Source organism: Pseudomonas sp. PDM31 (genome assembly GCF_019218965.1).
Taxonomy (GTDB): domain Bacteria; phylum Pseudomonadota; class Gammaproteobacteria; order Pseudomonadales; family Pseudomonadaceae; genus Aquipseudomonas.
In genome coordinates, this window is the sequence record NZ_JAHUWS010000001.1 from 1 (window position 1) to 24,163 (window position 24,163).

At 60.0% G+C, this 24,163-nt stretch carries 17 protein-coding genes; 11 read left to right on the forward strand and 6 right to left on the reverse strand.

Annotated features, from left to right (window positions below; all coding sequences use genetic code 11):
- Positions 1-153: 153 nt before the first annotated feature.
- Both KW839_RS00005 and KW839_RS00010 read left to right on the forward strand, forming a co-directional pair.
- Complete coding sequence (locus KW839_RS00005) at positions 154-354, forward strand: DUF1656 domain-containing protein (RefSeq protein WP_060542032.1); 201 nt, start codon at positions 154-156, stop codon at positions 352-354.
- A 4-nt stretch (positions 355-358) separates the two neighbouring features.
- Positions 359-1,324 carry an HlyD family secretion protein gene (locus tag KW839_RS00010; RefSeq protein WP_218422972.1) on the forward strand — a complete coding sequence of 322 codons (966 nt, stop codon included), beginning with the start codon at positions 359-361 and terminating at the stop codon, positions 1,322-1,324.
- Between the two features lie 1,062 nt (positions 1,325-2,386).
- Here KW839_RS00010 and KW839_RS00015 read toward each other — a convergent pair.
- The 4 genes from KW839_RS00015 to KW839_RS00030 form a co-directional block, all read right to left on the reverse strand.
- On the reverse strand, positions 2,387-3,808 hold the full coding sequence (locus KW839_RS00015) for an efflux transporter outer membrane subunit (RefSeq protein WP_218422973.1): 1,422 nt from the start codon (positions 3,806-3,808) through the stop codon (positions 2,387-2,389).
- Entirely contained in the window at positions 3,805-6,987 is a 3,183-nt protein-coding gene (locus tag KW839_RS00020) for an efflux RND transporter permease subunit (protein WP_218422974.1), read from the reverse strand. The genes KW839_RS00015 and KW839_RS00020 overlap by 4 nt, the downstream gene beginning before the upstream one ends.
- A gap of 12 nt (positions 6,988-6,999) precedes the next feature.
- Positions 7,000-8,253 (reverse strand): multidrug efflux RND transporter periplasmic adaptor subunit MexE, encoded by a 1,254-nt coding sequence (gene mexE / locus KW839_RS00025; protein ID WP_218422975.1) that lies wholly within the window; start codon positions 8,251-8,253, stop codon positions 7,000-7,002.
- Positions 8,254-8,565: 312 nt separating this feature from the next.
- Positions 8,566-9,483 carry a LysR family transcriptional regulator gene (locus tag KW839_RS00030; protein ID WP_060542037.1) on the reverse strand — a complete coding sequence of 306 codons (918 nt, stop codon included), beginning with the start codon at positions 9,481-9,483 and terminating at the stop codon, positions 8,566-8,568.
- Between the two features lie 268 nt (positions 9,484-9,751).
- Between KW839_RS00030 and KW839_RS00035 the strand changes: the two genes are divergently transcribed.
- The 4 genes from KW839_RS00035 (at position 9,752) to pgm (ending at position 16,018) form a co-directional block, all read left to right on the forward strand.
- On the forward strand, positions 9,752-10,774 hold the full coding sequence (locus KW839_RS00035; protein ID WP_060542038.1) for a zinc-dependent alcohol dehydrogenase family protein: 1,023 nt from the start codon (positions 9,752-9,754) through the stop codon (positions 10,772-10,774).
- A 572-nt stretch (positions 10,775-11,346) separates the two neighbouring features.
- A complete protein-coding gene (locus KW839_RS00040; protein WP_256352435.1) occupies positions 11,347-12,819 on the forward strand; it encodes a hypothetical protein in 1,473 nt (490 codons plus the stop codon).
- Between the two features lie 40 nt (positions 12,820-12,859).
- Positions 12,860-14,260: a PLP-dependent aminotransferase family protein gene (locus KW839_RS00045; RefSeq protein WP_218422976.1), complete on the forward strand. Its 1,401-nt coding sequence runs from the start codon at positions 12,860-12,862 to the stop codon at positions 14,258-14,260.
- Between the two features lie 111 nt (positions 14,261-14,371).
- Positions 14,372-16,018: a phosphoglucomutase (alpha-D-glucose-1,6-bisphosphate-dependent) gene (gene pgm / locus KW839_RS00050; RefSeq protein WP_060542041.1), complete on the forward strand. Its 1,647-nt coding sequence runs from the start codon at positions 14,372-14,374 to the stop codon at positions 16,016-16,018.
- A gap of 264 nt (positions 16,019-16,282) precedes the next feature.
- On the opposite strand, the gene KW839_RS00055 is transcribed toward pgm, so the two are convergent.
- Positions 16,283-16,978 (reverse strand): pirin family protein, encoded by a 696-nt coding sequence (locus tag KW839_RS00055; RefSeq protein ID WP_218422977.1) that lies wholly within the window; start codon positions 16,976-16,978, stop codon positions 16,283-16,285.
- Between the two features lie 279 nt (positions 16,979-17,257).
- On the opposite strand from KW839_RS00055, the gene KW839_RS00060 reads away from it, so the two are divergent.
- Positions 17,258-19,732, forward strand: a complete 2,475-nt coding sequence (locus KW839_RS00060) for a UvrD-helicase domain-containing protein (protein WP_218422978.1) — start codon at positions 17,258-17,260, stop codon at positions 19,730-19,732.
- 71 nt (positions 19,733-19,803) lie between these two features.
- On the opposite strand, the gene KW839_RS00065 is transcribed toward KW839_RS00060, so the two are convergent.
- A complete protein-coding gene (locus tag KW839_RS00065) occupies positions 19,804-20,076 on the reverse strand; it encodes a DUF1652 domain-containing protein (protein WP_060542044.1) in 273 nt (90 codons plus the stop codon).
- Positions 20,077-20,340: 264 nt separating this feature from the next.
- Here KW839_RS00065 and KW839_RS00070 point away from each other — a divergent pair, with 264 nt between their 5' ends.
- The 4 genes from KW839_RS00070 to KW839_RS00085 are packed head-to-tail and all read left to right on the forward strand — an operon-like array spanning position 20,341 to position 24,142.
- A complete protein-coding gene (locus KW839_RS00070; protein WP_218422979.1) occupies positions 20,341-21,156 on the forward strand; it encodes an AraC family transcriptional regulator in 816 nt (271 codons plus the stop codon).
- Positions 21,157-21,206: 50 nt separating this feature from the next.
- A complete protein-coding gene (locus KW839_RS00075; RefSeq protein WP_218422980.1) occupies positions 21,207-22,613 on the forward strand; it encodes an FAD-binding oxidoreductase in 1,407 nt (468 codons plus the stop codon).
- Between the two features lie 44 nt (positions 22,614-22,657).
- Entirely contained in the window at positions 22,658-22,999 is a 342-nt protein-coding gene (locus tag KW839_RS00080) for a cupin domain-containing protein (protein ID WP_060542047.1), read from the forward strand.
- A 57-nt stretch (positions 23,000-23,056) separates the two neighbouring features.
- Entirely contained in the window at positions 23,057-24,142 is a 1,086-nt protein-coding gene (locus KW839_RS00085) for a polyamine ABC transporter substrate-binding protein (RefSeq protein WP_060542048.1), read from the forward strand.
- Positions 24,143-24,163 lie beyond the last annotated feature (21 nt).

Genomic DNA, 24,163 nt, shown 5'->3' on the forward strand with positions numbered 1-24,163 from the left:
GTTGATGAATCAGTGCTGATCTACAACGCGGAGCGGCCACATCTGGCCTTGAAATACAAAACGCCCGATGCGGTGCATCGGGCGTTTTGAGACTGAAACAGGTGTAAACCTATTTCAGGACTAGACACGGATCTGTTGAAGGAGTGACTGCCCTTGCCCATTGACCTGGAGATTGGAGGCGTCTATCTCCCGCCGATTGCCCAGGCATTGTTGCTGGGCTTGCCGGTTTTCCTGCTGCTGGACTGGGTCTTGCGGCGTTTCGGTGTACTGCAGTTCGTCTGGCATGAGGCGCTGTTCGAAGGCGCGTTGTACGTCTGCGTCTGCGCCTCGTTGATTCTGCTGATGGGAGCCTGAGGCCTTGAAGAATATCCTTTCCCGATTCTCGACGGTGGCCGTGGTGGTGCTGGCGTTGGTCCTTGGCTGGTTCGCCTGGGAGCATTACACCCGCGCGCCCTGGACCCGTGATGCGCGGGTGCGTGCCGATGTGGTGACCTTGTCCGCCGATGTCACGGGGCGCATCGTCAGCCTGAGCGTGCAGGACAACCAGCATGTAGAAAAAGGCCAGGTTTTGCTGGCGATTGACCCGGCGCGCTACACGCTGGCCGTGGAGCATGCCAAGCGCTCCGTGGAAGTAGCGAAAGCCTCGCTGGGGCAGGCCGAGGCGAACATTGCCGCCAGTGAAGCGCTGCTCAGGCAACGCCAGAGCGAGGAGCAACGACGACGCACCCTCAAGGATCGTTCGGCGATTTCCGGGGAAGAATGGGAAAAAGCCCACACCGACGTGACGGTCGCCCAGGCCGATTTGTTGCGCAACCAGGCCAACCTGATTCTGGCCCAGGCCAATGTGCAACTGGCCGTCGCGGCATTGACCCAGACTGAACTCAATTTGCAGCGTACCCGGGTCGTATCCCCGGTCAGTGGTTTTGTCACCAACCTGCTGACCCGTCAGGGCGATTACGCCACGGCAGGTAGTCCCTTGCTGGCGCTGGTGGACAGCGCCTCGTTTTATGTAAGTGGTTATTTTGAAGAAACCAAGCTGCCGCGGATCGAAGAGGGCGACCGGGTTAAAATCGAATTGATGAGCGGTGAGACCTTTGGTGGCACGGTGCAAAGCATCGCCTTCGCCATCGCTGACCGGGAAAACCTGCCCGGTGGACGGCTGTTGGCCAGCATCAATCCCAGCTACACCTGGGTCAAACTGGCGCAACGGGTGCCTGTGCGGATACAGATCGACGCCGATTACGCCGGCAAGGACAAGTTGCGGGCCGGGACGACGGCCACAGTAACGGTCCTGGAAAACCACAAACCCCAAGATCACCCCTGACCCTCCCTGTAGAAGCGAGCCTCGTGGCGAGCGGGCTTGCTGCGGTGAGGGGGGCTTGCTGTGGTGAGGGGGCTTTCTGTGGCGAGGGGGCTTGCCCCCGATTGAGTGCGCAGCACTCACAAAATCTTAATGCTGCAGAAATTTCGGCGCTGCTTTGCAGCCTAGCGGGGGCAAGCCCCCTCGCCACAGGTCCGGTGTGCACAAGGGAAATTGTGGTAGGGCTGAAAACACGCAGGCAAAAAAAGCCCCGCGACCGAATGAGACGCGGGGCAAGGAAAATGGTTGGCTGCGGCCAACCTTGTGGTAAAGGGGCTTGCTGTGGTGAGGGGGCTTTCTGTGGCGAGGGGGCTTGCCCCCGATTGAGTGCGCAGCACTCACAAAATCTTAATGCTGCAGAAATTACGGCGCTGCTTTGCAGCCCAGCGGGGGCAAGCCCCCTCGCCACAGGTCCGGTGTGCACAAGGAAAATTGTGGTAGGGCTGTAAACACGCAGGCAAAAAAAGCCCCGCGACCGAATGAGACGCGGGGCAAGGAAATTGGTTGGTTGCGGCCAACCTTGTGGCAAGGGGGGCTTGCTGTGGCGAGGGGGCTTGCCCCCGATTGAGTGCGCAGCACTCACAAAATCTTAATGCTGCAGAAATTACGGCGCTGCTTTGCAGCCCAGCGGGGGCAAGCCCCCTCGCCACAGGTCCGGTGTGCACCAGGAAAATTGTGGTAGGGCTGAAAACACGCAGGCAAAAAAAGCCCCGCGACCGAATGAGACGCGGGGCAAGGAAAATGGTTGGTTGCGGCCAACCTTGTGGCAAGGGGGGCTTGCTGTGGCGAGGGGGCTTGCCCCCGATTGAGTGCGCAGCACTCACAAAATCGTTGGCGGTGCAGAAATCCTGGGGCTGCTTTGCAGCCCAGCGGGGGCAAGCCCCCTCGCCACAGGTCCGGTGCGCACCAGGAAAATTGCGGTAGGGCTGAAAATACGCAGGCAAAAAAAGCCCCGCGACCGAATGAGACGCGGGGCAAGGAAATTGGTTGGTTGCGGCCAACCAAAGGAGCGCTTTAAAAACCGTATCAGCTGCTGGCGACGGTCTCCGGCTGCCAGCCACCACCGAGGGCCTTGTAAATCGCGACGATGCCGCGATACAGGTCGACTTCGGCCTGGGCCTGGGTGTCTTCGGCGGCCAGGCGTTCACGCTGCGCGTCGAGCAGCACGAGGAAGTCCGCTGTGCCTTCGCGGTAGCGAATCTCCGCCAGATTCGCCGCCGAGCGGCTGGACTCACTCTGGCGAATCAGCGAAATCAGCCGCTGTTGGCGTTTGCCGTAGTCGCTGAAGGCGTTCTCCGATTCTTCCAGGGCCAGCAGCACTTGCTGCTCGTAGGTCGCCAGGGCGCCTTCGGCATCGGCGTCGGCACCGCGCAAACGGGCCTTCACACTGCCCAGGTCAAACGCCGCCCAGGTAATGCTCGGGCCCAGCGCCCAGGCGTTGGCCGCCGAGGAGCCGATCTGCGAACCGCGCCCGGCAGTAAAGCCAAGGAAGCCGCTGAGGCTGACCCGCGGGAACAGATCGGCCTTGGCTACCCCGATGCGCGCCGTGGCCGAGGCCAGTTTGCGTTCGGCGCTGAGGATGTCCGGACGCCGTTGCAGCAGTTCGCCCGGGTCGCCGATCGGCAGGGCCTTGGCAATTGCCGGCAAGTCTTTCGGACTCAGGTCGACGCTGAGCTTGTCCGGGCGTTCGCCCAGCAGGGTGGCGATGCGGTTTTTCTGGCGCACCTGCTCGGCCTGCAATTGCGGCACGCTGGCTTCGACCGAGGCCAGACGCGCATCGGCGCGCTCGACATCGAGCTGATCGCCGACGCCTGCGTCACGCAGGTTGATGGTGATCTTGCGCGACTCCTGCTGGTTCTGCAGGTTGGCCAAGGCGATTTTTTCCCGCAGTTGTGCACCGCGCAGTTGACCGTAGGAGTCCACCAGTTCGGCAATCATGCTCACTTGCAGTTGGTACAGGTCCGCTTCGACAGCTTGCTGCTCGGCGTTGGCCGATTCCAGGTTGCGCTGGATCCGGCCAAACAGATCGATTTCCCAGGCCATGTCCAGGCCCAGGTCATAGCGCTCGATATTCACCCGATCGGTGGTTTCCCCGGGAATCTGACCTTTGCCCAGGTCACTGCTCGCACGGCTGGTGATGGTCGGCATGGCGTCATTGCTGACGTCATCACGAATCGCCCGTGCCGCTTTCCAGCGAGCGAAGGCGACGCGCAAATCTCGGTTGCCGGCCAGCGATTGCGTCACCAGCTGGTTGAGGGTCGGGTCATCGAACTGCTGCCACCAGATGCCTTCGAAACGCGAGCGGTCGAAGTTCTTCTGGCCGGCGGCGCCATCGGTGGCGGCCGTGATATGGGCCGCCTCGGTGGTCGGAGTCTTATAGTCCGGGCCGACGGCGCAGGCACTCAGGGCCAGCACCAGCAGGCTCGGCAGGAAGGCTTTCAACGTCATTGTTGCGACTCCAGCTTCAAAGTGGCCCTGGCTGCCTTGCGCGCTTGACCCCGCTCGACAAAGTTACGAATCAACACGTAGAACACCGGGGTCAGCAACAGGCCGAAGAAAGTCACCCCGAGCATCCCGGAGAACACCGCCACACCCATGGCGTGACGCATTTCGGCACCGGCACCGCTGGAGAACACCAGGGGTACCACACCCATGATGAAGGCGAAGGAGGTCATCAGGATCGGCCGCAGACGCAGGCGGCACGCTTCCAGGACCGCCGCCAGCGGGTTCATGCCTTCCAGCTGTTTGTCCTTTGCGAACTCGACGATCAGGATCGCGTTCTTGCAGGCAAGCCCTACCAATACGATCAGGCCGATCTGGGTGAAGATGTTGTTGTCGCCACCGGAGGCAATCACCCCGGTAATCGCCGACAGCAATGTCATCGGTACGATCAGGATCACCGCCAGCGGCAGGCTCCAGCTTTCGTACTGGGCCGCCAGCACCAGGAACGCCAGCAGCACACAGAGCGGGAACACGAACAGCGCAGTGTTGCCGGACAGGATCTGCTGGTAGGTCAGGTCGGTCCATTCGTAGGTCATGCCGTTGGGCAGTTCTTCCTTGAGCAGTTTCTCGATGGCTTTCTCGGCCTGGCCGGAGCTGTAGCCCGGGGCGGCCGCACCGTTGATTTCGGCGGTGATGAAGCCGTTGTAGTGCATCACGCGGTCCGGGCCCGAGGTGTCGCTGACCTTGATGAAGGTCGCCAGCGGGATCATCTCGCCTTTGTTGTTGCGCACCTTGAGCTGGCCGATCTGGTCGGATTCAAGACGGAATTGCTGCTCGGCCTGCACGTTGACCTGATAGGTGCGCCCGAAGCGGTTGAAGTCGTTGGCATACAGCGAACCCAGGTAGATCTGCAGGGTGTCGAAGATGTCGCTGACGGCCACTCCGTGGGTCTTGGCTTTTTCCCGGTCGATAGCGGCATCGACCTGGGGCACGTTCACGGTGTAGCTGGTGAACAGGCCGGCAAGTTCCGGCACGTTGTGGCTCTTGTTGATGATGTTCATGGTTTCCTTGTACAGCTCTTCGTAGCCCAGGTTGCCCCGGTCCTCGATCTGCAGGCGGAAACCACCGATGGTGCCCAGGCCTTGTACCGGCGGGGGCGGGAAGATCGCCATGTAGGCTTCCTGAATCTCGCCGTACTGGCCGTTCAACGCACCGGCAATCGCCCCGGCAGACATGCTCGGGTCTTTACGCTCGTCGAACGGTTTGAGCGTTACGAACACGATGCCGGCGTTCGGGCTGTTGGTGAAGCCGTTGATCGACAGGCCGGGGAAGGCCACCGCACTTTCCACGCCAGGCTGTTTCAGGGCCAGCTCGGACATGCGCTTGATCACGTCTTCGGTACGATCCAGGCTCGAGGCATCCGGCAACTGCGCGAAGGCCACCAGGTATTGCTTGTCCTGGCCGGGTACGAAACCGGTCGGGGTGCTGGAGAAGCCGAAGAAGGTCAGGACCATGAGGCCTGCGTACAGCAGCAGGGCGATGCCGCTTGAGCGGATCACACGGGCAACGGTGCCGACATAACCATGGCTGGCTTTTTCAAAGAAACGGTTGAACGGGCGGAACAACCAGCCACCGAAGAGCTTGTCCAGGACCCTGGAGAAACGATCCTTGGGCGCGTCATGGCCCTTGAGCAACACGGCGGCCAGCGCTGGCGACAGGGTCAGGGAGTTGAAGGCCGAGATCACCGTCGAGATGGCAATGGTCAGGGCAAATTGCTTGTAGAACTGACCTGTCAGGCCCGAGATGAAGGCCGCGGGTACGAATACCGCGCAGAGCACCAGCGCCGTGGCGATGATGGGGCCGGTCACCTCGCGCATGGCACGCTTGGTGGCTTCCACCGGGGTCAGCCCCAGCTCGATGTTGCGTTCGACGTTCTCCACCACCACGATGGCGTCGTCCACCACGATACCGATGGCCAACACGAGGCCGAACAGGGACAAGGCGTTAAGTGAGAAGCCGAACAGGTGCATCACCGCGAACGTACCGATCAGCGAAACCGGCACCGCCACCAACGGGATGATCGAGGCGCGCCAGGTCTGCAGGAACAGGATCACCACCAGAACCACGAGAATCAGCGCTTCGAACAGGGTGTGAACCACCGCCTCAATGGAGCCGCGCACGAAGATCGTCGGGTCATAGACGATGCTGAAGTCCATGCCTTCGGGAAAGCTCTTCTTCAGTTCGGCCATTTTTGCCCGGACTTCATTGGAGATCTCGATCGCGTTGGAACCCGGGCGCTGGAAGATCGGGATCGCCACCGCCGGCTGGTTGTTCAGCAACGAACGCAGGGCGTACTGGCTGGAGCCCAGTTCAACCCGGGCAATGTCTTTGAGGCGAGTGATTTCACCGTTGTCGCCAGAACGAATGATGATGTTCTCGAACTCTTCCTCGGACACCAGGCGGCCCTGGGTGTTGACCGACAACTGGAAGGCCGTGGCATTCGGTGCAGGAGGCGCACCCAAGGCACCGGCCGCCACCTGACGGTTCTGTTCGCGAATCGCGGTGACCACATCAGTGGCGGTCAGGTTGCGTGAAGCGGTCTTGTTCGGATCGAGCCACACCCGCAGCGAGTAGTCACCCATGCCGAATAGCTGTACATCACCGACACCGCCCAGGCGCGCCAGCTCATCCTTGATGTTGAGCAAGGCGTAGTTGGACAGGTAGAGCATGTCGTAGCGTTTGTCCGGCGAGGTCAAGTGCACCACCATGGTCAGGTCGGGCGACGCCTTGTCCACGGTGATACCGATGCGTGTCACTTCCTCGGGAAGTTTCGGCTCGGTGCGGGTCACGCGGTTCTGCACCTGAACCTGGGCGTTGTCCAGGTCGGTGCCCAGGGCAAAGGTGATGGTCAGGGTGATCTTGCCGTCGGCGGTCGACTGCGAGGACATGTACAGCATGTTCTCGACGCCGGTGATGGCTTGCTCCAGTGGCGCGGCCACGGTTTCACCGATGACTTTCGGGTTGGCACCCGGGAAGTTGGCGCGCACCACCACGGTCGGCGGTACCACTTCGGGGTATTCGCTGATCGGCAACTGGAACAGCGAGATGGCACCGGCGATCAGGATCAGCAGCGACAGTACCGCTGCGAAGATCGGCCGAGAAATGAAGAATTGGGAAAAATTCATCGTCGAGTTCCCTTAACCGCGTGGGGTCGTGGCAGCCAGTTTCACAGCCGTACCCGGCGCGACCCTGGCAGGCGCGACTTGGGGCAGGTTGCTGGCTTCCAGCGCTTGTCGTTGTTGTGCGAGGGCCGCGAGGGTCTGTTCGCTGGCCATCGGAATCACTTCAGGGCTGACCGGTGAACCCGGACGCACCCGCTGCAAGCCCTTGACGATGACCGTGTCGTCCTTGTTCAGGCCGCTGCGCACGATGCGCAAGCCTTCGATTTTCGGACCCAGTTCCACCGCGCGGTAGGCGGTCTTGTTGTCGGCATCCATCACCAGCACGAACTTCTTGCCAAGATCGGTACCGACCGCTTCGTCGTTGATCAGCACCGCGGAGTAGGTGCCGCTGCCGACCAGCTTCAGGCGTGCATACAGGCCGGGGGTGTAGCTGCCGTCGCTGTTGTCGAATACGGCGCGACCGCGGATGGTGCCGGTTTTCGGGTTGACCTGATTGTCGATGAAGTTCATCTGGCCCAGGTGCGGATTGCCGTCTTCATTGGACAGGCCCATGTACACCGGGGTGGTGGCGCCGCGTTTGCCCTGGCGGGCGAGCTGGGTGTACTTGAGGAACACGCGCTCGTCGGCATCGAAGTAGGCGTAGACCTTGTCGGTGGAGACCACGCTGGTCAGCGGGGTGGTGTCGGCGGTCACCAGGTTGCCGGCGGTGATTTCAGCGCGGCTGACACGACCGCTGATAGGCGCAGTGACGCGGGTAAAGCTCAGGTTCAATTTCGCCAGGTCCAGCTGCGCTTGCAGAGCGCCGACGGCGGCGCGGGCTTCCTGTGCGGCGCTGGTGCGCGAGTCGGCGAGTTCAGCGGAGATGGCGTTGCTGGTGCGCAGGCGTTCGCCACGCTGGGCTTCGTTTTCGCTGCGGGTGGCATTGGCACGGGACTGCGCGACCAGGGCTTCGAGGCGGCGGACCTCGGCCTGGAACGGACGCGGGTCGATCTGGAACAGCAAGTCGCCTTTCTTGACCAGGGCGCCTTCGGTGAACCCCACTTCATCGATCTGCCCGGAGACCCGTGGACGAATCTCGACGGTTTCCGGAGCTTCAAGGCGTCCGGTGAACTCGTCCCACTCGTTGACCGGTTGCTCCAGCACCCTGGCTACGCTGACCTTGGCTGCAGGCGGTGTAGCGGCGGACTCCGGAGCCTTGCCGCAGGCGCTCAGCACCGCTATGGCCAACAGAGCCAACGGGATGCGCAAATGTTTGAGTGACTGTTCCATGGATGAATCCGCCAATGTGTTGAGATTGGCGAATGATGCGCGGCGGGGTTGTATCGGACGAATCGAACGGGGCGAAGGTAACTATCATTCGGAATGATATGAGAGGGCTGCTCAGCTCTCTAGGCTGCGCCTTGTGTCAGCAGGAAATCAATCTGTTTGATGGCAGTTGTGGGTTTGCATATATGCAATGTTTCGGCTCTGGAGTGAATTGCTTTCTTCGAAAGCAAGCCCGCTCCCACAGGGGGCACACAAATCAAATGTGGGAGCGGGCTTGCCCGCGAAGACGCCATCGGCCTCAACAAAATATCTGGATCAGGCCAGACTGTCCGGATCCCCAAAAAACATCTGAATCCGCGACCTCAACCAACGCTCCCCCGGATCGTTATCCTGAGAGCCACGCCAGGCCATGTGCAATTCAAAACTGCGCACTGGCAACGGCGGATCTTCCGCCCGCACACCGCCTGCGGCCGTCAGCGCATCTGCGGTGTAATCAGGCACGGTAGCGACAATGTCAGTACCGGCAAGCAGGGTGCTCAACCCATTGAACTGCGGCACCGCCAACACCACATGCCGCTTGCGCCCCAGCTTTTCCAGCTCTTCATCGATAAAGCCGCTGAGGTCGCCGGCGAAGGAAACCAGCGCATGAGGTCGTGCGCAGTAATCATCCAGGCTCAACGGCCCCGGCACGGTGTCAGCGCGCAACAGCTTGGGCTGGCTGCGGCGCAGCACTTTGCGCTTGGCGTTTGCCGGCAGGTCGGTGGTGTAGCTGACGCCGATGGAAATCTCCCCGGAGGCGAGCAATCCCGGCATCAGGATGTAGTTGACCCGCCGTACCACCAGGACAATCCCCGGTGATTCGGCGCGCAGGCGTTTGAGCAGCATGGGCAACAAGGCGAATTCGACGTCGTCCGACAGGCCGATGCGGAACACCGCGGTGCTGGTGGCCGGATCGAATTCGGCGGCGCGGCTCACCGCCGTGGAAATCGAGTCCAGTGCCGGAGAGAGCAGGGCGAAGATCTCGATCGCCCGGGCAGACGGCTCCATGCTGCGACCGGTGCGCACGAACAACGGATCGTCGAACAGACCGCGCAAGCGCGAAAGCGCCGCACTGATCGCTGGCTGGCCGAGGAACAGTTTTTCCGCAGCGCGGGTCACGCTGCGTTCGTGCATCAAGGTTTCGAATACGATCAACAGGTTCAGGTCGACACGACGCAGGTCATTACGATTCATCTGGAGTCCTGGCAGAGTCAGCAAACTTGACGTGAGCGGCCATATGAGAACAATGGCCAGCAGGAATATTACGGGCAAAGGCTGGTACTCTGCACGGGTAATTCAGATTTCCTGCACAGGCCGTGCAGGTCGGCTGCGGTTCAGGGTGATGTCGCTGCGGTTGCGGAATCAATGACAGGCATGTCGACTATCAATAGCCACAGATAGTGTTGGGGTAAAAGCCCGGCTAGAGTTCATGGCATTAGAGGTTCAATTGGCGAGGTTTGCGATGTCCCGCACGATCCGTTTTCACAAGTTTGGTCCAGCCGAGGTGCTCAAATGCGAAGAGCATGCGGCCGCTCAGCCTGCACCGGGTGAAGTGCAGGTGCGCGTCGAAGCCATTGGCATCAGTTGGTACGACACCCTCTGGCGGCAGAATCTGGCCCCGTCCCACGCACGCCTGCCTTCCGGCCTTGGCCAGGAAATGGCCGGTATCGTGACCGCGGTCGGTGACGGCGTCGATGACCTGGCAGTGGGTGACAAGGTCGCCAGTTTCCCGGCCGAGAGCCCCAACGATTATCCGGTCTATGGCGAGCAGATTGTCTTGCCGCGTTCGGCACTGACCCGCTACCCGGACATCCTGAGCCCGATCGAAGCGAGCGTGCATTACACGCCGCTGTTGATCGCCTATTTCGCTTATACCGATCTGGCGCGGGTCAAACCCGGGCAATTTGCCCTGGTCACTGATGCCAGTCACTGCGCCGGACCTTCTTTTGTACAGCTGGGCAAGGCAATGGGTATTCGCGTGATTGCCGCCACCAAAAGCGCGGACGAGCGGGAAAACCTGCTGGCGCTGGGTGCCGAGAAAGTCATCGTTACCGAGGAAGAAGATCTGCTGATGCGGGTCAACAAAATCACCGACAACCGTGGTGTGGACGTGGTGTTCGATGGCCTGGGCGGCCCGCAGATGTCCTTGCTCGGTGATGTGCTGGCACCACGCGGCAGCCTGGTGCTGTACGGCTTGCAAGGTGGCAACCAGACGCCATTCCCGGCCTGTGCAGCGTTCCAGAAGAACATTCAGTTCTTCGTGCACTGCATCGGCAACTTCACCGGCAAACCTGAACTGGGCATCGTCCAGGATCAGGCGGCACTGCAGCGTGCGTTGCGCGACATCAACCAGATGACCGCCGATCGCGTTCTGCTGCCGCTCAAGACTCGGGTCTTCCCCTTTGCCCAGTTTGTCGAAGCACACCGCTACATGGACGAATGCCCATGCCGCGAACGGGTCGCCCTTGAGGTCGAACCGGCGTAATCCCGCACGGATGCCGTCATCTGCAGGAGCGAGCATGCTCGCTCCTGCAAGTACAAGCCGCTTTACCCCCGCCAACAACACCCCCACAGCCCTGCGGCTGGACCGATTCAGCAACTGAACTGGTTTTTGCTCTCAATCTGTAGCTTCTAATCAGCCATTAAGCCCTGATAATTGAATGATTACTTTCATCTCAAGGAACGAGTCATGTCTGTTTGTCAGGCTGATGCTTATCAATTTGCATTATGGGTGCATGTTTCAGAAGTAGTGCGTTGTTACGTAATAACCGCAAAGACAACCACGGCTTCTTTCTTTATTTCATGTGCTAAATGTCTGTGGGACGCTGTCGGACATTTCCTAGGACCTTCAATAAAACCGCTGCAGGGCCTGTCCTTCTGGCACTTCGGGCTTTTACCGGAGGCTAGAGGGCGGGCGAACTTCGCACGCCTGGAATGATTGCCAGAAAATTCAAGTGTTAGCATTTGGTAATAATGTCCATGACCCAGACCGTACAGGCTCCGTTTGCCTGTCGCTGTTTGCGCGATATCGAATTCACGAGTACCAGGTAAATAAAGATGAGCAGCATTCATGATCAAGCGATGAACTACGTCTACCAACAAGTGTTGCAACGATTGCTGGGTTTTTTCTCCCGAGCCGAACGTACGGCATTGCAATTGTTGATACAGCGTCTGGGGGTAGCGGCGGGGGGCATGCGGCACATCGGCGACTTCAAGGTACTGGCGATTCAGACGGGGTCCCGAGACAGTTGCTACAGACTGGCGTTGCTGCGCGCCGCGCAACTGGCTATCGCCACCCGGTCGCCAGCAACGTTCAAGTTGCGCATCGCTTCCTTGCGCTTGAATGGAGTGACCCCGGCGACGGTGGACAACATGCATCGCACCCACAGCGCACTGTTTATCTATGACGACCCGCGAGTGGAGGTGCTGATGGTGGATGACCGAGAGGTTTTACCTTTCTGTCACCTGACCCCCATGTCTGATGCCGGGCGCGAATCCAATCGCTTGAATCTGCTGTTGGTCGGGCATCGCCGGGCCTGGGACGAGCCGCTTGATCTGTGGGATGGGGGGTATCTGGCCACTGGCGAGTTCTACGGGCAGATCTCGCGGTGGGAGGGCGGTGTCGACGCCCTGATCAGTGGCGATACACCACGTCAGCAGAAGTATTTTATCGAGGGCCTCAGACGTGCTGCCGCCAGGGCCGGGATTACCACGTCTGAACCTGGCGCAGCCGACTACGAAGGCTTGTTCACGCTGCTCGATGAGCTGGGCAGCGACTGTTTTCAGGCTTTCTACGGCGAGCAAGGCCAGGCGATGTGGCGACCGGGTGATAAGTTTGAACTGTGTCGTCGCACGACTTGCGTTGATATTCACGACATCCTGGTCAGCAACCTGGAAGAACGCTGGCCGCTGATGACAGAGTTTCTTGGCTGTCAGGTCGACGAACTGGAGGCACAACTGCGTGACAGCGAGCACGTTAGCCTGGCGATTTCGGTGCACCTGCATGGGTTGCACGCGCAATACGTTCAAGGTCGCAGTTATGCGCTCGGGGTCGCCGAGTATCTGCAACGCGTCCTGGTGATGATTCGCCGCAAGCGGCTACCGGAGCGTTTGTGCCAGCAGGCCATGGCGGCATTTGGCAGCCCGGTGCAGTTGGCTGAGCAGCGCGGGCGGATCGCCGTGCAGGTACAGCTGAACTTTGGCCTGAGTGAGGCGCAGCTGGTGTGCCTGCTATTTTCACCTTTTGCCAACAACGCTGCGGGACTTGAGCGTTTTCTGCGTCAATGCCATCCGGGCATGCTGGTGGCCATGCCTGATCTGCATCGGGCCCTGCAGGGGGAACCGGTCGCCGAACAGATCACGCAATGGATGGTCGATGTCAGCGGTTTACCCCTCAGTATGATTGCCAGGCTTTATCGCATGGGGCCGGTGTTTCGGCTGGCGGACGCTGTGCAGAGCACCACGGGCTCGGGTCATGCCGATGATGCTGCTGGTGCCGCGGTGGTGGATGAATGGTCAGCGGGTCATTGAGCGTGCGTCGACTGACTGATTTTGTGTTCGGCCTGCGCCCATGAAAAACCTGAGAGAAACCGATTTTGCCTATCAGGCGGTGTACCGATACCTGACCAGTCTGATCAACGAATCGGTGGGCGACTCTGGCGCGCGTTTGCCGTCGCTGCGCAGCCTGGCGGATCGCCTGAATGTATCGATTTCGACCATTCAATATGCCTATTCATTGCTGGAGAAAGAAGGGCGCGTCTATTCGGTGGCAAAATCCGGTTATTACGCATTGCCGGTGTCGTCGATCAACCTGCTGCACAGCGGCAACGATCTGCTCGAAACCGTTTATGTCAGTACCAGGCGTCCGGGCATGCTGGTTTTGAGCGCCGATGAGCCGGCGTTGTTACAGCCGCTCGACAGCCCCTTGCTGCTCATGGAAAGAGAGTTGCTGCGCCAATACCCGCGCCACCCGCAGCCCTGCGCGCAGCCTTGTGGCGAGCTGGAACTGCGTACGGCGCTGGCCGCGCGCTATACCACTTCGCCGGTGCGCTGCTGGCATGCCGATAATGTCTATATCGGCGCAGACCTTCGCGGCGTGCTGGAAATACTGATCACAGTGCTCAGTCTCAAGGATGCCACCGTGGTGGTCGAATCCCCGTGCGACTGGACCATACTGCGATTGTTTCAAGCGTCTTGCGTGCGGGTGATCGAGCTGCCATTGCAGGCAGATGGCAGCCTGGATTCCGATCGACTCAAGGAGCTGCTGGACACTGAACCTGTGCGGCTGGTGATGGTTTCGTCGGGGTTGAACATGCCCCATGGCAGCCTGGCGCCGGACGCTAACCGTCGGGCCATCGCTCGCTTGCTGGAGCGCTACGACAGCTGGGTACTGGAGAATGACTGTCACGGCGAACTTGGCTTCGAAGCCGACACCATGCGCTTTCGCGATCTGCTGGCGCCCGAGCGATTGATGGTGTTTTCCACCTTCGAAAAATTCATCGGCCCGGAAGCGCCCTACGGGTATCTGCTTTCGCGGCATTTGAACACCGAGTTGCAGCGACATTTTCTCTTGCGCTCATTCCGCTTGTCACCGATTCGCCAGAAAGCCATTGCACGCCTGTACAGCAACGGACGTATCGATCAGCACCTGCTGGTGTTGCGGCGCCTGCTCAAGGAGCGCAAGGGGCAAATGATCCAGTTATTGCACGAGCGCCTGGGCGACGCCCTGCAATTGGTCGAGCCTCAGGGTGGCGCGACGATCTGGGCGCACTCGCTGCGCAAGGTGAACCTGCGCCGGGTGTTCCAGCGTCTGGTCGCTCATCAAGTGGTGATAGCGCCGGGTGAACTGTTCAGTCTGCAGGGTTTGTACACCCAGCATTTGCGCTTGAGTCATACCTTTGGCGGCGATCACGACCTCGCTACGGCCTTGGGTTTACTGGGGGATGCGCTACGCCTGGAATCAATCGACTGAGAACAACGTTAAAAAACTTCTGCCAAAGCCTGAATCGATCCCGTCGCGTTGCGGTCAAACTGCCAGTAAACTGCGACCTATTATCGAGCCACTCTTTTCCAGAGGTTTTGCATGACACTCAGTCCTTTTGCGGGCAAACCGGCACCGGCAGAATTGTTGGTCGACATCCCGCGACTGGTTACGGCCTATTACACCGGCCAGCCTGATGCGGCCATTTCGACCCAGCGCGTGGCTTTCGGCACGTCCGGGCATCGAGGCAGCTCGTTCGACTTGAGTTTCAACGAATGGCACGTCCTGGCGATCAGCCAGGCAATCTGCCTGTATCGCCAGGCGCAGGGCATCGATGGTCCACTGTTCGTCGGCATTGACACCCATGCACTGTCCACCCCGGCCGGGGCCAGCGCCCTCGAAGTGCTCGCGGCCAACGGTGTGACCGTGATGATTGCCGAAGGCGACGAGTACACCCCGACGCCGGCCGTTTCCCACGCAATCCTCTGCTACAACCGTGGGCGCACCTCGGGCCTGGCGGACGGCATTGTCATCACGCCGTCGCACAACCCGCCGCAAAGCGGTGGCTACAAGTACAACCCAACCAACGGCGGCCCGGCCGACACCCACATCACCAAGTGGATCGAAGCCAAGGCCAACGAGCTGCTAAGCAACAAGCTCGCCGGGGTCAAACGCATCAGCTACGAGCAGGCGCTCAAGGCCGGCACCACCCATCGTCACGACTACCTCAATACCTACGTCGCCGACCTGATCAACGTGATCGACTTCGACGCGATCCGCGATGCCAAGCTTCGCCTGGGCGTCGACCCGCTGGGTGGAGCAGGGGTGCGCTACTGGTCGGCGATTGCCGAGCACTACCGCCTGGACCTGGACGTGGTGAACAAGGAGGTCGATTCGACGTTCCGCTTCATGACGGTCGACTGGGACGGGCAGATCCGCATGGACCCATCCTCCAGTCACGCCATGCAAGGTCTGATCGGTCTGAAAGAGCGTTACGACGTGGCCTTTGCCTGTGATCCGGATCACGACCGCCATGGCATCGTGACCCCGTCCGGTGGTTTGCTGGCACCGAACAACTACCTGGCGGTGTCTATCGACTACCTGTTCCAGAACCGTCCGCAATGGCGCGCCGATGCGGCGGTAGGTAAAACCGTGGTCAGCAGCGGCTTGATCGATCGCGTGGCAAAACGCCTGGGACGTCGCCTGTATGAAGTGCCGGTCGGTTTCAAATGGTTTGCCGATGGCCTGTTCGACGGATCGCTGGGCTTTGGCGGTGAAGAAAGCGCCGGGGCATCGTTCCTGCGCAAGGACGGCGGCGTCTGGAGCACCGACAAGGACGGACTGATCCCGGCACTGCTGGCGGCTGAAATGACGGCCCGTACCGGCCGTGATCCGAGCCAGGCCTACCGTGCCTTGACCGATGAACTGGGTGAACCGTTCTCGGTGCGCGTGGATGCCAAGGCCAACCCGGAGCAGAAGGCCCTGCTGAGCAAGCTGTCACCGCAGCAGGTCACGTCGACCGAGCTGGCGGGCGAAGCAATTCAGAGCATCCTCAGCCACGCTCCGGGCAACGACCAGGCCATCGGCGGCTTGAAGGTCATGACCGAAAACGGCTGGTTCGCGGCGCGGCCGTCGGGCACTGAAGACATCTACAAGATCTACGCCGAAAGTTTTGTCAGCGACGACCACCTCAAGCAACTGGTGGCCGAGGCGCAGACCCTGGTGGATGGCGCGATTAGCGCGAAATAATCGATGTTACTGTGACGAAGCAGCGTTCTTGTGGCGAGCCGGCGTCCCTGTGGCGAGGGGGCTTGCCCCCGATGGGCTGCGCAGCCGCCCTAAAAACAGAGCGCACGGTTTATCTGTAAGGCCCGGGTGGTTGTAATGGGGGTGGCTTCGCCACCCAACGGGGGCAAGCCCCCTCGCCACAAAAGCCCTTCGCCACGACACAATTGAACAAAAAAAGGGGCGACCATATCGGTCGCCCCATTTTTTTGCCAAGGGTTCAGTGAATCAAGCCAGATCCACCAACACAATCTCGCTGTCCTCGATGGCTGTCACCCGCAACACCTGCTCATCGGCTACGGCAATGCCGTCTCGAGCTTGTGCGCGCAAGCCATTGACTTCAATGACTCCCGTCGCCGGAACCAGATAAGCACGGCGGCCATGGTCCAGGCGGTACTCGGCAGACTCGCCAGCCTTGAGGTTGGCGGCCACCAGCCTGGCGTCGGCGCGGATCCGCAGGCTCTGGTCGTCGCCGTCCTTGCCGCTGGCCAGGGTCACGAAACCTTCACGCTCGCCCTTTGGAAACGGCTTGGCGCCCCATGACGGTGCCAGGCCGGATTCATTGGGAATGATCCAGATCTGGAAAATCCGCGTCTCGCTCGCCTCCAGGTTGTACTCGCTGTGGGCGATCCCGGTGCCGGCGCTCATGACCTGGACATCACCCGCTTCGGTACGGCCCTTGTTACCCAGATTGTCCTGGTGGGTGATCGCACCTTCACGCACGTAAGTGATGATTTCCATGTCCCGGTGCGGGTGCTGTGGAAAGCCGGTGCCCGGGGCTATCACGTCGTCGTTCCATACCCGCAGGTTGCCCCAGTTCATGCGCTTGGGATCGTAGTACTCGGCGAACGAAAAATGGTGATGGGCATCCAGCCAGCCGTGGTGGGCGCCACCGAGGGAGTTGAAAGGTCTGAGTTCAAGCATGATCGTCTCCTGAAAAGGTTCGTCATGGGGCGCAGCGCCTAAGCCACGAAGCGAGACCGGTGGTTGATGCTGGCCATAATCCATCAGGTAACAATCGATAAAAAGCGTAAAAATTGCAGTATTCCTATCGAAACTATTGATATGAATGAGGTTCGAAACTTTCTCGTGCAACCTTCAAATCAGCGCATAAGCCAATGAGTCATAAGCATTTCACTAGAACTCCACGGCAAATGCAGACACCATAGCCCTCAACAGCCTCACACCCTGGAGACAGTCCGCGTGCCGCAACACACCCCCGATCTTCCTCCTGAACTTCGTCCCCTGGCCGAGATGCCGCTGGTCAAGCGCCTGCTCGCGCGGTTCTTCGGCTACAGCCTGACCCGCCTGCATGCACAACACCGTGCATCCTGGTTGCATGGCCAGGCTGATGGATTTCGCAGCGGGCACAGTGCCGGCGTCGATTACGGCTTCGAGGAAGGCAAGGCCGAAGGACTGGAAGAGGGCCGGCAAGTCCTGCTCATACGGGATACGCGCTGCACCGAACACCGCCCACCCAATGTCGACGAGATGTTGTTTGACGATTGGCGCTTGCCCTTGAGCGCCGAACTGAAAAAACGCATGAAGGCCGATGTTGCCCGACTGCTGCCGGCCCATGCCCAGCCCAGCGCCGCCCAGTGGAAAATGATCTTCAGCGATACGCCGTCCACGTCGGTCATCGCAGGGGCCGGGGCAGGGAAGTCGACGACCCTGGTGTTGCGCATTCTGTTGCTGAGCCATTACCTGGGATTCGAACTCGATTCAATGACGGTGGTGACCTTCACCCGCGAGTCGCGCAAGGACTTCATCAACAAACTGATCGAACTCTTTGCGCTCTGGGGCCGGGCCATCAGCCTCAAGCAAGCGCGGGATCTGGTGCGCACCTTCCACTCGCGGATTCTGCCGATGGTTCGCAGCTTGCCCGGTTTCGAGCGCCTGCAGGCTTTCGAGAACCTCAGCCATCGGGCGCAGAGTGGCGATGACGAGGTCGACAGCAATCCGTTCGACTTGCGCATCAACGACGCCCAGCGCCAGCAGCTCAACGCCTGTTATCACCGCCTGCATAGCAGCGATGAGCGCTTTCGCGAGCTGATCAGACCATTGTCCCGCCATGCCTTGCAGCTCAAGGAGCTGGAGCGCGACCACCCGGACGTGCAAAAACGTGTGGCGGTCACCGAACTCGCCGCCAAACGCGATGAAGAACTCTGTGACACCCTCGAAGACCTGTGGTTTCGCGCCGGCGCCTGGCCGATCAAGGGTATTGAGCCCAGTCGGCAGGCGTTCGACATCAACGGCGCGAAGTTTCATAGCCACGGCTACATTCCGTCCCTGGACGCCTGGGTGGTATTGGGCTTTGATCCGCGGGAAAATCCGCAGCTGAGCCGCCCGAATGCCAAGTTGAGCGTGCGCGCGGAGTGGGCTGTAAAGCGCACCCTGTTTCAAGCTTTTTGTCGTAAGCCATTGATTTGGCTAGATAGTTACGAATCATCCAAGCGGGTGCTGGCCTCTCTGGCTGGTGATGCCAGCGCCGGGCCGGGATTCGATTACAAGGTCAAGGGTGAGCTGGCCAGCGCGCCGCTGCTGGACTGTTTCGTCGCCGCCGCCGGGTTTATCGAAAACCTCGGCCTGGATGTGCCCGCTGCTGTCGGCCAGATGAGTTTCGCCAAGGATGACCCGGACCGGTACTTCTTTGAGGCCCTGGGCCTGTACTGGCGTGCGCTGGAAGATCATCTGCTCGATCAGAAACCGCCGGTGATGACCTACAACCGCATGTTCGCCTTGTTCAGTGAGCATTCGCCGGAAAACCTCAAATTGCTCGGCGATGATCTGCTACGGCCCTTGTCACACTTGATGATCGACGAATTTCAGGACGTTTCGCCGCAAATTGTCTCCTGGATTCGCGCCAGCCTGACGGAAATCCGCAGTCGTGGGCCGGCCATGCACGTCGGGCGCGGTGCCCAGCGCTCTTCGTTGCTCTGTGTGGGGGATGACTGGCAGTCCATTTACGGCTGGCGCGGCAGTTCACCGACGTACTTCATGGAGTTCAACAAGGAATTCCCGTCGCCGGGCACTACCAGAGTCATGCTCAGTGATAACTACCGCAGTCACCAGCACATCATCGACGCCGCCGAGCATATCGTACGGGCGGCACCGGCGATTGCGGGCAAGAAGGCCAAGGCGACCGGTGAGCCCAGGGCGCTGTTGCCGGTAAACGTGCTCGATCGTGATGATCAAGGCATGGCCACGCAATTGATGGAGCATTACAGAAAGGGCGATACAATTTTGATGCTTTATCGAAAAAGTAGCGATAAGTCGTTGATAGAACAGCATATTCAGTCGGTAGTTAATGTTGATTCTAGCTTGCCCTATGAATCCCGGCGACTGAAGCAGCTGACCTACCACAGCGCCAAGGGCTTGCAGGCTGACGCGGTGTTTCTGCTCGGGGATTGCCAGCACCTGACCAGTTCACCCTACAAGAACCAGGTCTACCGGATGGCGGGCCTGGGCAAGGCTGGAGACAGCGAACCGTATGACAGCGCGCAAAAGGACGAGATCCTGCGCCTGGCCTACGTGGGTATCACCCGAGCTGTGAGCCATTGCTATTGGTACGTCGATGGGCAAGACACCCAGGCGGCGAATATGCCCAAGGCTTCCGACCGGATCGGCAAGGGCAAGGCGTTTTTTACCGATCACCGTAAAGGCAAGACACCGGCGTGATTCGGGTTGCCGTGCACTGAACAGCAGCCATGAAAAAGCCCACAAAACGTGGGCTTTTCAGTCCTCAGCCTTCAGGCATAACTCCTGAGGATCTGCGGTGGCACGAACGCTTCCAGCTCATCCTCCACCGCTTCGATAATTCGTTCCACATCGGCGGCATTCATCACCGTTGCACAAGGAATTCCCGCAATGGCGATCATGGTCTCGCCTGTCACGCGGTCAAAAAGACGGGCAATCATGCTGCCCGGTGCGTCCATGCTCGCCTCGAAACCCATGGGATGAAAATGCCAGCGCATCAGCTGGCAGGCGTTTGGAAAAGTGACCTTGCTAAATCCTTTATTCATATGTTGCCCGCCTTCATTAACGAGCGCTTCCTTTAGCTCATGGTAGGAGGGAAGAACCTTCATTGGTTCGACCGGTGACAGTCTCTTAAAGTAGCATCGGTGTGTGAAAAGTAAGCGGATTTTTCAGGCCGTTTGGCGATTGATGCGAATCTTTTTGATTCAGATCACATGTTGCAGGGTGGATGGCAAAATGCCGGCGCGGGCTTAGTCGTTGAAGCGCTTGCAGAAGTTGGGCAAGCTCGGCTTTTTCGCGACGAGAACTTTATGCACGCCGATGATGATGGCCCGCTGCAAACCGAGGCTACCGGCGAGGCGGTCATGCGCTATCACTTGCGCTGGAAACACCGGGATCTGGATGGGGTCATGGCGCTGTATCACCCGGATGTCCAGTACAACGATTTTTTCCAGAATCGGGTGATGGGCCTGGCCGATCTGCGCGAGTACGTGCAAAGCAGCATGCCGCGTGACCCAGACGAGGCGCTGGAACACACCGACCGGATCCGTCTGGACGGCAGCACCGCATTCATCCAGTACCGCATCACCCTGAACGGCGGTGAAGGGCTGGTGTCGTTCCGTGCCAGTGAGGCGATTACCGTCAAGGACGGGTTGATCTGGCGGGTCAATGAATACGCCTCTCTGGTGCACGAGCGGCCGCCGAGCAAGGCGTCCGGCAACCAGCGCCCGGCAGTCAGCCGCCTGGGGCTGTCGCCACGTCAACTGAGTTTCATGGCCGATGACTTGCGGCAGTACTTCCAGGGCCAGCAGCCGTATCTGGACCCGGAGCTCGATCTGCAACGGGTGGCGAAGGAGTGCGGATACAGCCGCAATCAGATTTCCTACCTGCTTAATCAGGTGCTCGGTCAAAGCTTCTACCGCTACGTCAACCAGGCGCGCCTGCAGCATTTGCTCGCAGCGCTGGACACCGCCACGCCGCCACTGCGCATTGACGAGCTGGCCTTCGCCGCCGGGTTCAATTCGCTGTCGGCGTTCTACAGCTGTTTCCGTCAGCACACGGGCCAGTCGCCCAAGGCTTACGTTAAACAAATTTCTTTGCGTGCACGCGCGCAAGACAGTCGCTGAGCCCACGCACTAGGATCGACGCCATCGAAGTTTGAGTGGCGGAGTCTTGCATGACGGCGTGGCGCACTATCAGTTTGTGGATGGACCAGCTCGAAGAGCCCCTGTTGGCGCGTCCGTCCCTGGAACAGGATCTGGATGTCGACGTCGCCATCATCGGCGCGGGATATACCGGGCTCTGGACTGCCTATTACCTCAAGCGCCAGGCCCCCGGCCTGAGCATCGCCATTGTCGAAGCGCAAACCGCCGGATTTGGTGCGTCGGGGCGCAATGGCGGCTGGTTGATGGGCAACCTGCTCGGCGAAGATCGCTTGCTTGCCGGCTTGTCTACCGAGGACCGTCGGGCCTCCTATGATCTTCTGCACAGCATTCCGGATGAGGTGGAGATCGTCATCGAACGTGAAGGTATCGACTGCGATTACCGCAAGGGCGGAGTGTTATATTGCGCTGCTCGCTATCCGGAACAGGAAAGCAGTCTGCGCCAGTATCTGGATGACCTCTACCGCCAGGGCCTGACCGAGCACGACTACCACTGGTTAACTGCGCAGCAATTGGCCCAACAGATCAGAGTCGCCAAGCCCTATGGCGGCATCTATGCGCCTCACGTTGCGACCATTCACCCGGCCAGACTGGTCAGGGGCCTGGCACGTACGGTGGAGCGCATGGGCGTGAAAATCTACGAAAACAGCCCGGTCACCCATTGGCAGTCGGGCAGCCTGCGCACGTCGAAAGCCTCGGTGCGCAGCCGCTGGGTGGTGCCGGCGGTAGAAGGGTACTCGGTGACCTTGCCGCCATTGGGGCGTTATCAGTTGCCGGTGCAGAGCCTGATCGTCGCGACCGAGCCGCTGTCCGCTGCCACCTGGGACGAAATCGGCCTGAGCCATGGCCAGGCGTTCAGCGAAGCCAGCCGCCAGGTCACCTATGGTCAGCGGACTGCAGACAACCGCTTGATTTTCGGGGCCCGGGGCGGTTACCGCTTCGCCGGCAAACTGCGTCACGACTTTGACTTGACCCGCAGCGAAGTAGAGTTGCGGCGCTACCTGTTCGGCGAATTGTTCCCGCAACTGAAGAACGTGCAGATCACCCACTCCTGGGGCGGCAATCTGGGCATGTCCCGGCGCTTCAGACCACACATGCTGTGCGACCGGGCCAGTGGTATCGCCTTGTCCGGCGGATACGGCGGGGAGGGTGTCGGCGCCAGCAACCTGGGTGGAAGAACCCTGGCGGACCTGATCCTCGAGCAAGACACCGAGCTGGTTCGCCAGCCATGGGTCATGCCCCAACGCGGCCTCGACGCACTCAGGGCCTGGGAGCCAGAGCCCATCCGCTGGCTCGGCTACAACGCAATCATCCGCAGCTTCGTCCATGAAGACCAGACCCTGGCCAACTCGTCCACTGCGCCCTGGCGACGCAAGCTCGCCAGCGGGGTCGCGGGGTTCATGGAAGGTTTCATGCACTGAACGGCGTGCACTTCATCTACAGGCTTCATCGACAAGGTACTCCCATGAGCATCACTCAATTCAAGAACACCGCAACCCTCCAGCTTGAAGAGTCCAACCCGGTCGCCGTGCCATTGGGCACACTGGTCGCAGTGGCCTCGACCACCAGCGTCGAACGCAGCGATGGCGTCGAAACCGGTGTCTGGGAATGCACCCCGGGGCGCTGGCGGCGGCAGATCGTCGCCCAGGAGTTCTGTCACTTCATCCAGGGCCGCTGCACCTTCACCCCGGACGACGGCGAAACCCTGCACATCGAAGCCGGTGACGCATTGATGTTGCCGGCCAACAGCCTCGGCATCTGGGATATCCAGGAAACCGTGCGCAAGACCTACGTCTTGATTTTTTGATCCCTTGATTGCCTGCCAGCTCGCCAATAAAAACAACACCCCTACAGGAATCGACCCATGCTGCGAAAGACACTGACCCTTGCCCCGTTGATGCTCGTTGCGTCATTCAGCCAGGCGGCGGACACCGTCAAGATCTATAACTGGTCGGACTACATCGCCCCGGACACCACGAAAAACTTCCAGAAGGAAACTGGCATCGCGTTCACCTACGACGTCTATGACAGCAACGAGACCCTCGACGGCAAGTTGATGACCGGCAAATCCGGATACGATGTGGTGTTCCCGTCCAATCACTTCATGGCACGGCAGATCGAAGGCGGGGCCCTGAAGAAACTCGACAAGAGCCAGTTACCGAACTGGAAGAACCTCAACCCGGTGCTACTCAAGGCCTTGCAGAGCAACGATCCGGGTAACGAGCATGGCTTCCCGTACCTGTGGGGCAGCACCGGCATCGGCTACAACATTGCCAAGGTCAAGGCGGTGTTGGGGGATAACGCGCCAGTGGATTCCTGGGACCTGATCTTCAAGCCCGAGAATATGCAGAAGCTGCAGAAGTGCGGGGTAGCCATCCTCGACAACGGCCCGGAATTGCTCCCGGCTGCGCTGAATTACCTGGGCCTGCCCCATCACAGTAAAAACCCGGAAGATTATAAAAAGGCCGAAGCTCTACTGCTGAAAGTGCGGCCGTATGTCAGCTATTTCCATTCGTCCAAATACACCAGTGACCTGGCTAACGGGGACATCTGCGTAGCAGTCGGTTTCTCTGGCGACATCCTGCAAGCGGAAAACCGTGCCAAAGAAGCTAACAACGGCATCGACATCGGTTATTCAATCCCGAGGGAAGGCGCGGCGATCTGGTTCGACATGGTCGCGATGCCCGTCGACGCTCCGGATGAAAAGGCCGGTTATGCTTTCATGGATTACCTGTTGCGCCCGGACGTCATGGCCGGCGTCAGCAACTACGTGCATTACGCCAATGGCAACGAACAGGCCGACAGCCTGATCGAACCGGCGATCAAGAACGATACCAAAGTCTATCCGAGCCCGGAAATGATGGGTAAGTTGTTCGCCCTGGAAGCCATGCCGTTGAACATCGACCGGGTTCGTACCCGGGTCTGGAACAAGATTCGTACCGGCAGTTGAGAACACGACTCAGGTCAGCGG

Bases quoted from the DNA above. Each gene is read 5' to 3' on its own strand.
- KW839_RS00015 (WP_218422973.1), bottom strand. From the start codon at position 3,808: ATGACGTTGAAAGCCTTCCTGCCGAGCCTGCTGGTGCTGGCCCTGAGT.
- KW839_RS00020 (WP_218422974.1), bottom strand. From the start codon at position 6,987: ATGAATTTTTCCCAATTCTTCATTTCTCGGCCGATCTTCGCAGCGGTA.
- mexE (WP_218422975.1), bottom strand. From the start codon at position 8,253: ATGGAACAGTCACTCAAACATTTGCGCATCCCGTTGGCTCTGTTGGCC.
- KW839_RS00030 (WP_060542037.1), bottom strand. From the start codon at position 9,483: ATGAATCGTAATGACCTGCGTCGTGTCGACCTGAACCTGTTGATCGTA.
- KW839_RS00035 (WP_060542038.1), top strand. From the start codon at position 9,752: ATGTCCCGCACGATCCGTTTTCACAAGTTTGGTCCAGCCGAGGTGCTC.
- KW839_RS00040 (WP_256352435.1), top strand. From the start codon at position 11,347: ATGAGCAGCATTCATGATCAAGCGATGAACTACGTCTACCAACAAGTG.
- KW839_RS00045 (WP_218422976.1), top strand. From the start codon at position 12,860: ATGAAAAACCTGAGAGAAACCGATTTTGCCTATCAGGCGGTGTACCGA.
- pgm (WP_060542041.1), top strand. From the start codon at position 14,372: ATGACACTCAGTCCTTTTGCGGGCAAACCGGCACCGGCAGAATTGTTG.
- KW839_RS00055 (WP_218422977.1), bottom strand. From the start codon at position 16,978: ATGCTTGAACTCAGACCTTTCAACTCCCTCGGTGGCGCCCACCACGGC.
- KW839_RS00065 (WP_060542044.1), bottom strand. From the start codon at position 20,076: ATGAATAAAGGATTTAGCAAGGTCACTTTTCCAAACGCCTGCCAGCTG.
- KW839_RS00070 (WP_218422979.1), top strand. From the start codon at position 20,341: ATGCACGCCGATGATGATGGCCCGCTGCAAACCGAGGCTACCGGCGAG.
- KW839_RS00075 (WP_218422980.1), top strand. From the start codon at position 21,207: ATGACGGCGTGGCGCACTATCAGTTTGTGGATGGACCAGCTCGAAGAG.
- KW839_RS00080 (WP_060542047.1), top strand. From the start codon at position 22,658: ATGAGCATCACTCAATTCAAGAACACCGCAACCCTCCAGCTTGAAGAG.
- KW839_RS00085 (WP_060542048.1), top strand. From the start codon at position 23,057: ATGCTGCGAAAGACACTGACCCTTGCCCCGTTGATGCTCGTTGCGTCA.